Annotated in this window: 16 protein-coding genes; 10 read left to right on the forward strand and 6 right to left on the reverse strand. The window is 35.8% G+C overall.

Annotated elements, in window-relative coordinates:
- Positions 1-767: 767 nt before the first annotated feature.
- The 3 genes from B4F31_RS02040 to B4F31_RS02050 are packed head-to-tail and all read right to left on the reverse strand — an operon-like array spanning position 768 to position 2,003.
- Positions 768-1,097 (reverse strand): hypothetical protein, encoded by a 330-nt coding sequence (locus B4F31_RS02040; protein WP_075327350.1) that lies wholly within the window; start codon positions 1,095-1,097, stop codon positions 768-770.
- Between the two features lie 31 nt (positions 1,098-1,128).
- Positions 1,129-1,479, reverse strand: a complete 351-nt coding sequence (locus B4F31_RS02045; RefSeq protein ID WP_075327349.1) for a DUF4870 domain-containing protein — start codon at positions 1,477-1,479, stop codon at positions 1,129-1,131.
- Positions 1,480-1,502: 23 nt separating this feature from the next.
- Positions 1,503-2,003: an outer membrane protein gene (locus tag B4F31_RS02050; RefSeq protein ID WP_093305922.1), complete on the reverse strand. Its 501-nt coding sequence runs from the start codon at positions 2,001-2,003 to the stop codon at positions 1,503-1,505.
- Positions 2,004-2,315: 312 nt separating this feature from the next.
- Between B4F31_RS02050 and B4F31_RS02055 the strand changes: the two genes are divergently transcribed.
- Positions 2,316-3,080: a LytR/AlgR family response regulator transcription factor gene (locus tag B4F31_RS02055; RefSeq protein ID WP_075327347.1), complete on the forward strand. Its 765-nt coding sequence runs from the start codon at positions 2,316-2,318 to the stop codon at positions 3,078-3,080.
- 14 nt (positions 3,081-3,094) lie between these two features.
- Positions 3,095-5,194 carry a tetratricopeptide repeat protein gene (locus B4F31_RS02060; protein ID WP_093305917.1) on the forward strand — a complete coding sequence of 700 codons (2,100 nt, stop codon included), beginning with the start codon at positions 3,095-3,097 and terminating at the stop codon, positions 5,192-5,194.
- Between the two features lie 170 nt (positions 5,195-5,364).
- On the opposite strand, the gene B4F31_RS02065 is transcribed toward B4F31_RS02060, so the two are convergent.
- Positions 5,365-6,819, reverse strand: a complete 1,455-nt coding sequence (locus tag B4F31_RS02065; RefSeq protein WP_083634196.1) for a peroxidase family protein — start codon at positions 6,817-6,819, stop codon at positions 5,365-5,367.
- Positions 6,820-7,445: 626 nt separating this feature from the next.
- On the opposite strand from B4F31_RS02065, the gene B4F31_RS02070 reads away from it, so the two are divergent.
- Positions 7,446-8,051: a phosphatase PAP2 family protein gene (locus B4F31_RS02070; protein ID WP_245764393.1), complete on the forward strand. Its 606-nt coding sequence runs from the start codon at positions 7,446-7,448 to the stop codon at positions 8,049-8,051.
- 190 nt (positions 8,052-8,241) lie between these two features.
- On the forward strand, positions 8,242-9,033 hold the full coding sequence (locus B4F31_RS02075; RefSeq protein ID WP_286760502.1) for a universal stress protein: 792 nt from the start codon (positions 8,242-8,244) through the stop codon (positions 9,031-9,033).
- 33 nt (positions 9,034-9,066) lie between these two features.
- Here the strand turns inward: B4F31_RS02075 and B4F31_RS02080 are convergent, their stop codons facing one another.
- Positions 9,067-9,549 carry a PAS domain-containing protein gene (locus B4F31_RS02080; protein ID WP_286760503.1) on the reverse strand — a complete coding sequence of 161 codons (483 nt, stop codon included), beginning with the start codon at positions 9,547-9,549 and terminating at the stop codon, positions 9,067-9,069.
- 128 nt (positions 9,550-9,677) lie between these two features.
- The gene (locus B4F31_RS02085; protein ID WP_262506683.1) at positions 9,678-9,800 is read right to left on the reverse strand and encodes a hypothetical protein; all 123 of its coding nucleotides are present in this window, start codon (positions 9,798-9,800) and stop codon (positions 9,678-9,680) included.
- Positions 9,801-10,266: 466 nt separating this feature from the next.
- Between B4F31_RS02085 and B4F31_RS02090 the strand changes: the two genes are divergently transcribed.
- From B4F31_RS02090 to B4F31_RS02115, 6 genes are all read left to right on the forward strand, one after another.
- The gene (locus B4F31_RS02090) at positions 10,267-10,845 is read left to right on the forward strand and encodes a Crp/Fnr family transcriptional regulator (protein WP_286760504.1); all 579 of its coding nucleotides are present in this window, start codon (positions 10,267-10,269) and stop codon (positions 10,843-10,845) included.
- Positions 10,846-11,034: 189 nt separating this feature from the next.
- The gene (locus tag B4F31_RS02095; protein WP_075327342.1) at positions 11,035-11,736 is read left to right on the forward strand and encodes a DsbA family oxidoreductase; all 702 of its coding nucleotides are present in this window, start codon (positions 11,035-11,037) and stop codon (positions 11,734-11,736) included.
- 11 nt (positions 11,737-11,747) lie between these two features.
- Positions 11,748-12,398 carry an NAD(P)-dependent oxidoreductase gene (locus tag B4F31_RS02100; RefSeq protein ID WP_286760505.1) on the forward strand — a complete coding sequence of 217 codons (651 nt, stop codon included), beginning with the start codon at positions 11,748-11,750 and terminating at the stop codon, positions 12,396-12,398.
- 37 nt (positions 12,399-12,435) lie between these two features.
- The gene (locus B4F31_RS02105; RefSeq protein ID WP_075327340.1) at positions 12,436-13,008 is read left to right on the forward strand and encodes a YceI family protein; all 573 of its coding nucleotides are present in this window, start codon (positions 12,436-12,438) and stop codon (positions 13,006-13,008) included.
- 67 nt (positions 13,009-13,075) lie between these two features.
- On the forward strand, positions 13,076-13,909 hold the full coding sequence (ygiD, locus tag B4F31_RS02110) for a 4,5-DOPA dioxygenase extradiol (RefSeq protein WP_286760506.1): 834 nt from the start codon (positions 13,076-13,078) through the stop codon (positions 13,907-13,909).
- Positions 13,910-14,079: 170 nt separating this feature from the next.
- Positions 14,080-15,765: a formate--tetrahydrofolate ligase gene (locus B4F31_RS02115; RefSeq protein ID WP_286760507.1), complete on the forward strand. Its 1,686-nt coding sequence runs from the start codon at positions 14,080-14,082 to the stop codon at positions 15,763-15,765.
- Positions 15,766-15,800: the final 35 nt, after the last annotated feature.

The following is a 15,800-nucleotide window of genomic DNA, read 5'->3' on the forward strand; positions in this document are numbered from 1 at the left end:
TAATCCCTATCTTCCTACTCTATTTTGAGTATTTCAAAAGTACTATAGAACATCAAACTATTCGGTTACACCTTCATTTCTGATGTTCATATTCTGTTACACTTTAAAAGTAGAAGGGATTGGTGTCCGCTGGTTGTTTAATGAAACTCTTTTTCCTGGAAGCACGAAATGGGAATGTGCTGAGTGGAATATTTGATCGATCTTTTACCTCCAGAAAATACGTAATTCATGATTTTATTCTTAATATTTTGTTAATAACTATAAGAAAAACGCTTTATACTTGTGTGGATAATTTATAGATTTGGATTCCCTACACTAATTATAATTCAAAGTTTACTCGCATAGATAAAATGAAGTCGGTTATCATAAATAGATGCGACTTCTATATACTTTTCGAGTTTTTAAACTTAAAGTAAGCCCTGATTATATTTAATTAGGAAATTAAAAATAGCAGATTCATCGCTAAAAGCAAGTGTATCAATGTAATTGACGGCGGCGAAGCCATGTAATTTTTTGATTAAGATGTATGGCTTTAAAAAAGGGAATAACCAGAATGCATTTTAATATATAAGGATAAAGGTTGAGTATTTTTCTCCATATAGGTTTGCCAGGTTACAAGAATATATTTCTTTTATTCTTCAGGATATTTAAAAACAAAAAAGCCGAAATAAATTCGGCTTTTTCAGTCACTTTAGGACAACCATCTTTCAAAATTTAAAGGATGGCCCCTCTTGCCCATAAAGTGTCCCCAACACGTTTGTTTTTAATTAATTAGCTCCTTCTGTATCAGAACAACTCCAGTTCTCCATATCGTCCCAATCATCTTCTTCATATTCCTCTGTCCATAAACTACAATCCTTGTAACTTTCATAAAAGTTGATAACGGCCTGTCTATAATCTTCACAATTTTCTTCTGTTGGATTATTAATGTAAGTATTGGCTACGGTCATCACATCTTCATAAGAGTTTTCAAAATCGGTACAGCCTGCACTTATATCGTCCGTCTCCTCAATACTGTCATCATCTTCGGAACATGCAGTGAGAAATACAAGTGAAAAGAATGTTAACAGTGATAAAAATTTTATTCTTTGATTCATAATATTGATTTATTGGTTAATAAATTACTTATTACATATTCTTAAACCAGGTTTCAAATTTACTCCCCAGTACCGGCACAGGTTCCTGTTTTCCGTTTACAGCATTTAGGAGGCCCATAATCCATAAAACAAGCAGGCAAAGCGAACCTGCAAAGCTTGCAACCCATCCTAAGACTGGAATAAGTCCTACTATAAAAATGGCAAAGCCAACAAGGCACAATCCCAGAGATTGTTTTATATGATAAGTAGCAAACTCGTTGTTTTTATCTTTATTCATTATAAAAGCTGCTACCAGGCCTATTAGGGTTAGATAAGCTATAATTCCTATAGATTTGTCTTCGGTTTTCTCAATATTTCCGGCTAAACTTTCTTGGTTTTCCATAGTTGAATTTATAAGACGTGTTTTTATAGACTAAATTTTACACCTGCACCTAATACTAATTGGCCGCCGTCTATAATCACATATTTCACTTCAGCAAAAGGAGTGATATTACTATCTATATTAAAATTGGCACCTGCTCCCAGGTTTAGTCCAAACCGGCCATCGCTGGATTCAACACCTCCAAAACTTTCATCTCCCCAGTCAAAACTTACATGGGTATAATTAAGTCCGCCAAGTCCATAAAAACCCAGGTTTTCATTATTCACAAAATAATAGTTTGCATTTCCATTAATCTCCCACCAGTTTAGACTTCCACCATATTGATCACCCGGGAAATAATAAATAAAGGCCGGTGAAATGCTCAGGTTTTCAAGAATGGGAAATTCAGCATTAGCTCCAGCACCAATAGCTTCTACTTCGGTTCCATAATTTAGCATTACGCCAATTCGAGTGTCTTGTTGAGCTGAACTCACATAAATTCCTGTAAAAAAGAAAAAAATAGCTGCTAGTAATTTAGTTTTCATAATGAAGGTTTAATTAGTCGGTTTTCGTTTTGATTTCTGAGTGTGAAGATGCAAGCATTATCTTCGGTTTTCAAGACTTAATGAGTATAAGCACCTTATGAATTAGTTAAATGAAGAATTGTAATAATTGGGTTGTTTCAGCTAAAAAATCAGTTTCTCTAAGTCAAAACCCTGTTTCCCTAATATAAAAGCGTATTTTATCCTTAATTTTTTATTAATTGACTAATAACAATTAAATTAGGTAAGCAATAAATTTAAAAGCCGCTCCTTAACATTTAATTCCACCCTTTAGAAGAATAAATTTTCGAAAAGATGAAAGTAGCTATAATAGACGATGAAGTACACTGCGTAGAAGGCCTGGTGCTCCATCTGCGTAAAAATTTTCCTGATGCTGAAATCATCTATAAGGGTACCCGGCCGGAATCTGCTCTAGAAGTCTTGCCAAACACAAAAGTAGATTTAATCTTTCTTGATGTGGAAATGCCGGGAATGAATGGCTTTGAACTGTTAGATCAATTACCGGAAACTAATTTTGATGTTATTTTTACTACAGCCTACAGTCAATATGCCGCCCAAGCTTTTAAAGCTAAGGCTGTAAACTATTTGCTGAAACCCATAGATGAAACCGAATTTAGGGAGGCAATTTTAGACTGGCAGGAGGAGCGCAAGAAGAAAAACAATCTTTCTTCTGAAAAAATAAGCGACTTGCTTACTTATATGCGGCGGGAAGGTATTTTAAAAAATAAAATTGCGCTCCCGGTGGCCGATGGGTATGAGTTTATTGAAACTAATGAAATTCTCTATGCACAAAGTCAGAATAACTACACGCAGCTTTTTCTCTCTGATAAGCGAAAACTGGTGCTTAGTAAAACTCTGAAAGAATTTGAAAAGCTACTGGACAAGTATTTCTTTATTCGCATTCACAAGTCTTACCTCATCAATCCAAACTATATGAAAAAATATTACAAAAATGATGGTGGCTATTTGGTCATGCAGGATGGGAAAACCATTCCTGTGAGCAAAACCAAAAAAGATTTAATCACCAGTCTTTTTGATGCCATCACTAAAACTTCCTAAACCTGATAAAATCTATGGCACTGCTTCAGTTTAGAAATTTCAGAATATTAATTTTGGTGATTTTTCCTGCAATTTTTTTCCTCTCTGCCGGTTTATCAGCCCAGTCTAAAATAGACAGTCTAAGCACTCAATTTCAGCAGGCCGAAAGTGATTCGCTTAAAGTAGTCACACAAATTCAATTAAGCAGGCAAATTCATCGTGAGGCACATAATGAGGAGAAAGAATTACAGTATGCACAAGGAGCGGTGCAAAAAGCGCTGCAGTTAAACGATACCTTGCTGTACGCCCTTGCTTTAGATAATTTAGGACTATTATTTCGTTACCACCAAAATTACGACGAATCTTTACCGCTGCATACAAAAGCCTACAACCTGGTAAAAGACAAAGACATCAATCCGCTTAACAAGATGATATTTGCCAACAATGCTGGAGTAGCGGGGCGTTATAATCATAATTATGATACGGCGGTTTCCTATTATATGGAAGCGCTTAAAATTGCTGAAAGGGAAAATGATCTTAAAAATATTGCTATTGCCAGCAATGGTATTGGCAACGCTTTAACTTCCATTCCAGGCCGTGCCGACCAGGCTTTAGACTATTTTGAACGATCCCTGGAAGCCGAAAAAGAACGTAATAACAGTCTTGGTGTGGCAATGAATTACCTTTCTATTGGAGATTATTATATCGATAAAAGTAATTTTACCAAAGCCAGGGAGTATTTAAACGAGCTTCTGGAAATTAACCGCGAGAGAGAAGACCAATATGGTTTGGCGATTACCAACGAATTTTTAGGAAAATCTTATTTGGTAGAAGGCCGAAATTTGAACCGGGCTAAAGAATTCTTTACTATTTCTCTTGAAGGTTTTCAACAAATTGGAGATAGGCAAAAACAAGCTGAAATTTTATCCAGTCTGGGCGATATTGAGCAAAAACAAGGCCGGCCTATAAGTGCAGAAGAATATTACCAGAATTCACTTGACCTAGCTTCAGGCTTAAACTTACACGGTTTGCTGATGCAAAACTACCTGCGAATGGCGCATCTAAAGGAAGAGACCGGTGAACCCGTTGAAGCTTTATCTTATTTCAAGCAGGGAAAAGCTTATGAAGACAGCATAAAACTAAGTGAACAGAATGTAGAAATAGCAGCCCTGGTACGAAAATACGACCTGGAAAAGAAGGAAAGTCGAATTGAATTGCTTCAAAAAGACCGGGCACTACAGGAAGCCCGGCTGGATACCCAGGAACAATTGCTGGAAGAACGCCGAATTTTAATGCTATTGATGGGAATTGGATTATTGCTCATTTTAATAATTTTCTTTTTGCAATACCGCAATGCCCAAACAAAAAAGAAAACCAACGCACGTATTTTAAAGGAAGAGAAGGAAAAAATGAAAGCGATTTACGAGCGTAACCTTGCCCGTGCTGAAATTTTGGTAACCCGCCTGCAAATAAATCCGCATTTTTTATTTAATAGTCTTAATGCAATTACATACCTCATCCAAACCAAGGAAAACGAAAAGGCTATGAAATACCTGGTAGTTTTTAGTCGTTATACCCGAATGGTTTTGGAAACCTCTCAAAAACATATTATTCCGCTTAGTGAAGAAATAAAACTCACCCGTTACTACCTAACCCTGGAAGAAAATCGTTTTGAAAAAGATTTCACTTACAAGATTAAGGTAGAAGAATCGGCAGTAAAAGGCATTAGTATTCCCCCGCTTTTACTGCAGCCGTTTATTGAAAATGCGATTTGGCACGGCTTGTTGCCAAGCAAACGCGATAAAAAACAACTCTTTATAAATATTATTCCCAATGAAAAGGAAATCACTATAATTATAGACGATAATGGGGTAGGCCGAAAAAATGCCGGGAGAAAAACAACCTCTGGTAAAAAACATAAAAGTATGGGAATGCAAATTATTCAGGAGCGTATAAGCCTGTATAACAAAAGCTACTCAGGAAAGATTACCTATGAAATTATCGATAAAAAAGATGAAAATTGTAAACCTGAAGGTACAAGGGTGGTGTTAACACTCCAAAGAATAGAAGGGAAAAAACCAGGTGATAACTTCAATAAATTTGAAGCCCTCCCTTCCGAAGCGGAGATTTCTTAAATGAGTACGATTATAGGTTTTTCTCTTTTTAATCATACGGGAATTTAGAGGGATTAGACATTAACCTTAATTGATAGGGTGAGTTCTCCTTTAAAATTTGAAAAAGCCCCAAACAGTATATTTGGGGCTTTTTCTTTTTGTAATCTCCAATTACTTCAAGCATAGTTTTATTAAAGATTGTAAGCTTTCTCGGCTTCTTCCATGAGATCTTTCATTGTAAAAACTCCATCTTCACCATGCGTTGGTACCCAATCTCGATTGTTGCCTAAAAACGACTCTCTATCAAGTTCTAAAAGACCTATAAGCACTTCTGCAACTATTCTGCCGCCCACCGGACCCAAGCCTTCTCCTGATGAGAACTGTGTGTCATCATCCTGTCTACCTATTACTTCTGCTTCTGCCAAAATATAATACCAAAGCGGTATGCCTGCAGACAAATCAACATCCTCCATTTTCACCTTGTTGTTCACAAAGTCTACCACTTGCTCAATTTCGCTTTCTTCCCGTTGCATATGTCTCGCAACATTTTCTCCAGAAGGTAGAAGAAAGCTTTGGCCTCTTCTAAAATTCCTTGTTGCTAAAGATTTATCATTGGGATCATCAGAGGGCACAAAAGGTAATTCCAGTAAAATAGGGGCCAGGGTGGTATCCAGTTTTTCGGCCTTTTGGAAATCTGTACCAAAATCGAAAAAAGCGTCCCACTCAATAGCCTGGTCGCTACTGGTAATTCTTGAAAAACCTTTTCCAAATTCACTAGAAAAGATACTTTTCATATCGCCGTCTTGTTGTAGTTTTAAATTCTGCGCAATCATAGTATGACCGAATCTAAATGCTGCTACAGAAAATTCTACCGGAATAAAAGCACTATAGATAGGTTTATAAAATTTACGGCCATTACCTAAAATATCAGCCACTAAATATTTCCCGCACATTATTGGTAGAAATTCATTAACAACAACCCATTGATAATGCCATGTGGTTATTTTTCTTGCTTCTTCGTATAAATGCTCAGGACTATAATCTGAATTAGCGTCTTTAAGCATTTTATAATTGGCATTATAAAATCTAATTAAAGCTAGCTGCATTTGAGAAATCACCCTGTTTTCATCATTTCTGGGATCTCCAATTACAGCAGTTCCCTTTCCATTCCGTTGCAGATCATGCTTTTCCGTAGCTTTATTTTGATCCATATTATTGTTACTCAATGCGGTTAACAGATAAAAACCTTCCTCTCTTGGTCGGTATAAAAAAGGATCATCCTCGGGGCCACCTCCAAAAACACTATCCAGATCTAAATTAGCAGAACGTGAGTTTTCAATTTCATTTGGATTATTAATACTACTAAAACTTGTAGAGGTATCAAAAGTAATATCATGGTCTATAAACTGACCAAAAAATACCATTCCTAACGGAACTGAATCAGTAAATTTAGGAGAATTACCTCCATTCATTGGTCCATCTATTTTCCCCAACCCAGCTAACTGCGATGGCGGATTATAAAGTGGAGGCAATTCTCTAAACATTCTGCCAAAACGGCCAAAACTTTCTTTTTCAAAAGAATGATGCGAACAAAGCACGTTTTTACCCTCAAAACTGTGCATTCCATGGTGATTTGAATCTGACATGATAAACTGGTTTTTAATTATTAATAAAATTTTTAATACGGTATATCCCTGGAGCCTATAGATATTTCATCTTGCGGGTGCAATTTGAAATACGCTAAGCCGGGTATAATAGTTTATCTATCACCTTCTAATTGATCATAAAAAATGACCGTCTAGGGTGAATAGAGCTAAAATCGGGATATAAATAACCCGGGATTATAAAAGATTGTAGGGGATATGTTGAGGGTATAATCTTAAAATAAACCTGTGTTGGGATTAGGGTTTATTTTCTTTGATTCTAATAAAAAAACTTGAAATTACACTTAATTTAGAAAGAGTTTCATTCAAATATAAATATCAAAAACTACTGAAAATTAGCGCTTTAAATCAACTTTGAAGCAATGTAATAAAAAATTTTAACTATTCTTCTTAAAAGAAAAATATTTTTCAGCTTCTATTTTATGCTACTATTTTTTAATAAATCATAATTTTTATCACTTTACCTCTAAAGGGGTATCTACTTAATAATAGTTTAACCTTTTTGAGCAATGTTTATGAAAAATTTAAAAAACCTTATTTTCTATAGTTAGAACCGGCACTTATTTTTACGAATTCACGCTATTAAAATAATTTTTTAAAACTAACTAATGATTTTTCAAAACTCTAACCTTCAGCAAAATGGGCCAAGTTATGTAATAAAGAAAATGTTTTTTGTCATTTTCTGTTGTATTTTTTTATTAACCACCAATAATACCTACGGCCAGTTTTTTGAAAAAGAAGATTCATTTATTGAAAAATCTGGAGATGCTTCGGTTATCTTGCTTCCGGTTTCGGCCTTTGCTACTTCTTTAATTTTAAAAGATAAAACCGGGTCCTGGCAATTTACAAAAGGGTTTTTACTCAATTTGGCAGTAACCGGCGCAGGAAAGTATTTAATAAATAAAGAACGGCCGCTGCAGGGTGGAGGTTATGCTTTCCCTTCGGGACATACCTCGGTTGCTTTCCAGGGAGCTTCATTTTTTCATCGTAGATATGGTTTTAAATATAGTATTCCTGCCTATATTCTTGCCGGTTTTACGGGATATAGTAGATTAAATGCGAAACGGCACGATGGATGGGATGTGCTGGCAGGTGCAGCAATAGGAATAGGTAGCACCTTCTTTTTCACCACTCCCTATGAAGATCAACAAATGGAAGTCACTTTTTCCAGTGGAGATGATGCTTATCTCCTGGGTTTCAGATACACGTTTTAAACAGTAATTTTTTTATTTATTTAGCTGTTTGGGAATACCGGGCGTAGGTTTATCACTAATTTCAAGGCTGAAAATGAATGTATTAGCTTTTTCCTTCCCGGCAAAAAATTAGGATAATGTGATTTTCATCATTTTTATAAAATTATTCTTGCTATAGGTTTGCATACTTACTGAACTAATTTACAGTGGTATGAATGTACTTATTTTGACAGATCTCTCTGAGGTAGCAAGAAACGCCGGAAGTTATGCAGTACAGTTTCTGGGCGATATTCCGGTGAATTTTTATATGCTTAATATAAGGGAATTTAATCCTGAAGCCAGCCTGGAAGAGGAAAAGAAGGAACTTGCCCTAAGAAAGTTGCACCAAAGAATGGACGAACTTCAGGAAATAAGCCAGAATAAAGATCACAATTTTTTCGCTTTATATTCAGAAAGTGATCTCCTAACAGCCACTCGTAAATATGCCGATGAGAAAAATGTAGACCTTATTGTTATGGGAGCGGCTCATAAAGGCCGTTCTCCCTTCACAATTATTGGTAACCACACTTATGAAGTCATAAAAAAAATAAGATATAATATTTTAGCGGTAGCTGAGCATTGCCAGTATAAACCTATAGAGAAAATGATATTCCCAATAGCTTATTCCACTTCCCTAAACAAAGATGTTTTTGCCATCTTTAATAAACCACAAATAGCTGAAGGTACAGCTTTAACCGTGGTAGAAGTAGGAGATCCCGCGAAGGGAGTAGACGTGGAAGCCGGAAGAGAAATTTTCTCTCAAATTAAGAACAGGATAGTGAAAGTGATACCATTTAAAGATAAAAACATTTTTTCTGATGATAACCTACAAAAAATCCAGGATCGTTTTGATATGATCGTTATGATGGGGAAAAACCTGGGCTTATGCGATAGTTTTCTTCATACCAAGCGCGGTATTTATTCTAAAGTATCAAATTCACTTCCCATTCTGGTGTTACATTAATTTTTGAAACAATCTATTTTCCAAATCTCTTTATTATTTACCTGCCCTTGTAAGCTCCCGGTAAAGAAATTCTTTCAGCTCCTGGTTTTCCAATTCTAATCTACTGTTTTCTTCTAGTAAGGAAGACTGCACTTCCAGTTCAATAAAAGTTACTATAAGTCCGTTAATTACTTCTTCATTTTCAGAAAAACAAGGTTGAATGCACTTTAAGAATCTGCGTTCATCATTTATTTTAATTTCTTTTTTGAGCACGGTTTCAGTAATTAAAACACCTCTAATATTTTCAATAAAAGAGCTGTGTTTCATTTTTTCTTTAATCCCGCAAATATTCCTTTCTAAATGTTCTTTTTTCAGCTCAAAAAGTTTTCCAGCGACCGGGGTAAAATCTTTTAAATATAATTCAGCATCAATAAAAAGTTGAGGAACAATAGAATTTTCAAAATACTGCTTTAAAAAATTATTCTGGATAGAACTATTGCGCATAGTATCTTCCTGAATTTTATGAGTAGAGATCATGATGTTACGATTATTGAATAAAACAAATTAGAGAATTCGGAGTGCCAGAATTCTGACAAACCGAATTCTCATTATAAAAATGCACGGGTAATTGTGGCTGGCTAAATCTTGTTTAGCCTTAGTTTAAATTAACCCCCGACTTTCCTTCTGCCTTTCATTTTCTTTTCTTCAAGTTTACGTGCAGCTTTTTCTTGTTTTCGTGCTTTTAAATCGACTTTTGAAGGTTTTAATTTTGTACCTCGCTTTGCCATTTTATTATAATTTTAATGTGAACAAAAATTTTAATTAAACACATGCCTGTAGTAAAACCTTTATATAGCGAGTTGGGTTTCCCGTTAAGGGAAATAATAAATACCTTGAGGCAAGCCTCAAAAACTTTTAAATCTCGATTATCGAGTAAGTTATAATTGAAATAAAGGATACAGATTACGTAAGCACACTCGCGAGTGCTTAATAAGTCGGAAAGATGATCTTAAGTTTAGAAAAAGCCTTGTTCATAGCTAAATCACTAAAAATTAAAATATTAACCCGCAATTTACAACCTTCTTTCATATAAACCAAAAAGAAAAAAATAAAGGCAAGAAAGAAGATTTGGAATGGGGCAGGGGGGAATCTTTAAATCCCAGAGGTGGAGTTTTAAGTTTAAAAATCTTCTTTTTGTACCTTTAGAATTGGTATTTTTAAATTATTAATCGGGAGTGAGAAATAGCAGTATTTATGGAGAGTCTTATTAAGAAAACTATAGAAAGGACCCTGGGTGAAGAAATTTCTCCAGAAATGCTTACCGATTTAAATAAACTATCTTTTGAAAAAACCTACGAGAAAAAGGAATATTTAGTTGAGGCCGGTAGCACCTGTAATTACCAGTTTTTTATTCTTAAAGGAGCTTGTTTTTCTTATTATCTTAGTGAAAGAGGCGATAAAAATGTTATACAACTGGCTATTGAAGAATACTGGATAACAGATGCTTCCAGTTATTTTAGAGGTACCGAAGCTGTTTCAACTATTGAGGCGTTGGAACCCACCAGGGCATTGCTTATTAATAAAGAAAACTTCGAAAAACTCTGCCGTATGCACCCGTTATTCGATAGGTTTTTTAGAATTTTACTCCAAAATTCCTTAGCTTCCTTACATACAAGAATTGCCAAAACCATTAGTGAAGATGCAGATCATAGATATAAAAGTTTTTCAAAACGCTATCCGCATTTTATTAAACGCATTCCCCAATATCTTATCGCATCTTACCTGGGAATTAAACCCCAATCTTTAAGCAGGATTCGTAAGAATCTCTATTAAACTCCCGGTTTATTAACATAGGTGAATTAATTTAATAAGTTTCTTAGCCATCTTTGTATATCTATTTTTTAAGTAACTTAAGAAGTAGAATTTTACTAATGCCTCATAGCAAAATAGGCTTGGTAAGTTTTTAGGATTTTTATCTCGATTATCGGGTAAGGTTTTTATTCAATATTATAAAAAATAAATATGAAAGTTAAAATATGGTCAGATGTAAGATGTCCTTTTTGCTACATCGGAAAAAAGAAATTTGAAGCTGCGCTGGCAAAATTTCCGCAGGAGAATAAAGTGGAGGTTGAATGGAAAAGTTATCAATTAGACCCTAATCTACAAACAGATCCTAATCTTAGCACCCTGGAGTATTTTGTTAAAACAAAAGGTGTAAGCGAAGCACAGGCAAGAGAAATGTTTAGCGGCGCAACCAATATGGCTGCTGAAGTAGGTCTTAAGTTCAACCTGGAAACTTCGGTTACCGCCAACTCGTTTATGGCGCACAGGCTTATTCAATTAGCTAAATCTAAAGGCCTGGGAAACGAAATTGAAGAAGCTCTGTTTAAAGCTCATTTTGAAAAAGCAAAAAATATAGATGATGCTGAAGTTTTACAGGAAATAGGTACTTCTATAGGGCTAAAAGCGGAAGAAGTAAAAAGCACCTTACAATCTGATGCTTTTGCTTATGATGTGAAACAGGACGAAATGGAAGCCCGTAATATTGGGGTAAGAGGTGTTCCGTTTTTTGTAATAGATGATAAATATGCTATCTCAGGAGCTCAGCCATCCGATGCTTTTTTACAAACCCTGAAGAAAGCCTGGGAAGAATTTAAACCGAAAAAAAATCAGTTGGAAATTTCTAAAGGAGATTCGTGTTCAACTGATGGAAATTGTGATTAAAAAATAGAATTATGAAAATAGCACTAATAGGCGCCACAGGTTTTGTGGGATCTGAAGTTTTAAAAGAGGCATTAGATAGAGGCCATGAAGTAACCGCCATTGCGCGTAATACAAAAAATATTGCTGAAGCCCATTTGCTTAAAAAAGTAGAAGTAGATGTGAAAAATATAGAAAAACTGGCTAACGCAGTTAAGGATAGTGAAGTTGTGATAAGTGCATTTAATCCGGGTTGGTCTAATCCTAATATTTATAATGATTATTTGGAAGGAGCCAAAGCTATACAACAGGCCGTAAAAGAAGCTGGTGTAAAGCGATTAATAGTTGTTGGCGGTGCCGGTAGCCTGTTTTTAAATGAAAGAACAAGGGTGATTGATTCTCCAAATTTTCCGGAAGAAATTAAACCCGGAGCAACGGCGGCCAGCGAATATCTTGAAATTCTTAAAAGAGAAAAAGAACTGGATTGGACTTTCTTTAGCCCTGCAATTGGTATGGCTCCCGGGAAACCTCAAAAACGTAGAAATACTTATAGAAAAGGCTTTGAAAAACCCGTATTTGATGAAGACGGGAAAAGCGAGTTATCTGTGCAGGATACTGCCGTGGTCCTGGTAGATGAAGCCGAGAATGGAGCACATATAAAACAACGCTTTACAGCCGCATATTAAACAATGAAACTTTATTAATTAATCTAAACTAAATATTATGAAACAAGTATTTTCTTTTTTGTTTGTCGCTTTTTTAAGCACAAGCATTTTCGCACAAACAACCTGGAAAGCCGATCCGGCTCATACCCAGGTTTCTTTTGACATTGTACACCTTGGAATTGCCGAAATAGAAGGTCAATTTGGAGAATTTGAAGGCAGTATTACAGCATCTGAAGACGATTTTAGTAATGCTGAATACGAAATGGAAATAGATGTAGCCTCTATTAACACGGGTGTGGACAGAAGGGACGGTCACCTTAAAAGTGCTGATTTCTTTGATGTAGAAAACCATCCTAAGATGAGTTTTAAAAGTAATTCTTCAGAAAAAATTGGTGATAATAAATATAAAGTAACCGGAGATCTTACTTTTCACGGCGTTACAAAACCTGTTACTTTAGAGGTTTGGCATCGTGGTACAGTAGAAAATCCGCAGAGTAAAAATTTAACTTCCGGTTTTGCAATAACAGGAACCATAAAACGATCTGACTTTAATTTAGGAGCCGATTTCCCTGAGCCAATGCTTAGTGACGAGGTAAATATTGAAGTAGACGGAGAATTCATTAAACAATAAATATCTGGAGGAGGCTATAAGTTATATTTAAAAAATTTAGCAGCCTCCTCTTTTTAAAGTAAATAAAATGTCGACCCTTTCAGATTTTAATAAATTCACAGTCAACCTGCCCAGGCAGGAGCAACCAATGCCCGTTTTGTTTATTGGTCATGGTTCACCTATGAATGGCATTCAGGATAACGAATTTAGTTCCGGTTGGAAGAAAATGGCTAAAGACATGCCTACTCCAAAAGCTGTTTTGGTAGTTTCGGCCCATTGGCTCACGAACGGAACCAGAATTACCAGTATGGAATTTCCTAAAACCATTCATGATTTTGGAGGTTTTCCTCAGGAATTATTTCAGGTTCAGTATCCTGCGCCGGGAAGTCCTGCAATAGCTCGGGAAACTAAAAACCTGGTAAAATCTACAGCGATTGTAGAAGATCATGATTGGGGTTTAGATCATGGCGCCTGGACCGTAGTTAGGCATATGTATCCCGAAGCAAATATTCCTATTTTGCAACTTAGTATAGACCATAGTAAAGACGAAAACTATCATTTTGAGCTTGCTAAAGAACTAATGGAACTTAGAAATAAAGGAGTTTTAATTATTGGTAGCGGTAATATGGTTCATAATCTAAGAATGTTGGCCTGGGATAAAATAGAAGAACCGGGTTATGGTTACGATTGGGCTTTGGAGATGAATGATAAATTCAAAAAGTATATTTCTGAAGGTGATTTTAGTAGGCTTATTAATTATAAAAACCTTGGAGCTGAGGCGAAACTGGCCATTCCTACTCCAGAACATTATATTCCCTTGCTTTACACCCTTGGGCTCAAAGCTAAAAATGAAAAACTTTCCTTTTTTAATGATAAAGCCGTAGCGGGTTCTTTAACAATGACTTCAGTTAAAATTGGCTGATGCTGTTTCTTTCTAAAATAAATGTCTTTAAATTCTTAGCAGAAATATTCTAAAAAGAATTTCTGAATATTAAATCTCCGAAAACGTTTGAATATTTTCCTTTATACTGATGCCCGTCATTTTTCAACACTTCCTTTGCATATAATTTTGTGGTTATAAAAGCAGTAAAGATGATGACCACAACACCACTTACCGATCTTGAAATTGCTCAAAAGATTGAGTTAAAACCTATTACTGAAATTGCCAAAAAATTAGCCCTTGATGCTGAAGAAATTGAAATGTACGGAAAGTACAAAGCCAAACTTCCGCTAAATAGAATTAATAAAGAAAAGATAAAAAATAACAACCTTATCCTGGTTTCTGCAATTTCGCCAACTCCTGCTGGTGAAGGGAAAACAACGGTTTCTATAGGACTGTCTGAAGCTTTAAACCAACTTGGCAAAAAAACTACAGTAGTTTTGCGTGAACCTTCTTTAGGTCCTGTTTTTGGTATTAAAGGTGGTGCCACAGGAGGAGGTTTCTCCCAGGTTCTTCCTATGGAAGATATAAACCTTCATTTTACGGGAGATTTTTCAGCGATAGAAAAAGCTCATAATCTTCTTGCTGCCCTGGTAGATAATAATATTCAGTCAAAAATAAATAATCTGGGACTCGACCCTCGTACTATTTCGCTTAAAAGAGTGATGGATGTCAACGATCGTGCGCTTAGAAATATTGTAATTGGACTTGGAGGAACAGGATCTGGAATTCCGCGGGAGAGTGGATTTGACATTACTGCGGCTTCAGAAATTATGGCCATAATGTGCCTTGCCGAAAACCTGGACGATTTAAAAGGACGTTTAGGAAATATTTTTATTGGTTATACTTATGGAAAAAAGCCAATTTTTGCACGAGATCTTAATGCTGAAGGTGCAATGGCGACCTTACTCAAAGACGCGCTTAAACCAAACCTGGTACAAACTATTGAAGGTAATCCCGCAATTATTCATTTAGGTCCTTTTGCAAATATTGCCCAGGGAACCAACTCAGTTATTGCCACGCGAATGGGGATGAGCCTTTCAGATTATACGGTGACCGAGGCTGGTTTTGGCTTTGATCTTGGTGCAGAAAAATTTCTTGATATTAAATGCCAAAGCGCTGGTTTGGCGCCTAAAGTGGTGGTAATGACCACTACTATTAGGGCTCTTAAGTATCACGGTGGAGCGGATTTAAAAACACTTACAATTCCTAATGTTGAGGCTTTAATTAATGGGCTTCCCAACCTTGAGAAACACCTGGAGAATGCAAAATTGTATAATATAACCCCCGTTATTGCCATTAACAGGTTTTATAGTGATAGCGATGAAGAAATACAGGTTATTTTTGATTTGGCCCAAAAATTAAATATTAAGGTTGCTCTTTCTGATGGTTGGGCAAAAGGTGGAGCAGGAGCGTTAGACCTGGCGGCCAAAGTAATAGAAGCTATAGAAGAAAATAGTTCTGATTTTAAACCCCTGTACAAATGGGAGCAGGATGTGGTGACTAAAATTGAAACTATTGCGAAAAAAATATATGGGGCTAATAGGGTAGAATTTTCACCTAAAGCAAAGAAAAACCTGAAGACTATTTTAGATCTGGGACTGGAAGAATTGCCAGTTTGTATTGCAAAAACTCAAAAATCATTATCAGATAATCCGGCGCTATTAGGAAGACCAACAGGATTTACACTCACTGTTAGGGAGATTGAAATTGCTGCCGGTGCAGGCTTTCTTATTCCTATAACCGGTGATATGATGCGAATGCCGGGATTACCAGTACATCCCGCTTCAGAAAATATAACAGTAGATTTGGAAGGAAATATTTCGGGGCTGGTTTAAGGGCAAGATCTATTTTTTTCAAATAAAAAAACCTT

The organism is Salegentibacter sp. UBA1130 (genome assembly GCF_002311535.1).
Lineage (GTDB): Bacteria > Bacteroidota > Bacteroidia > Flavobacteriales > Flavobacteriaceae > Salegentibacter > Salegentibacter agarivorans.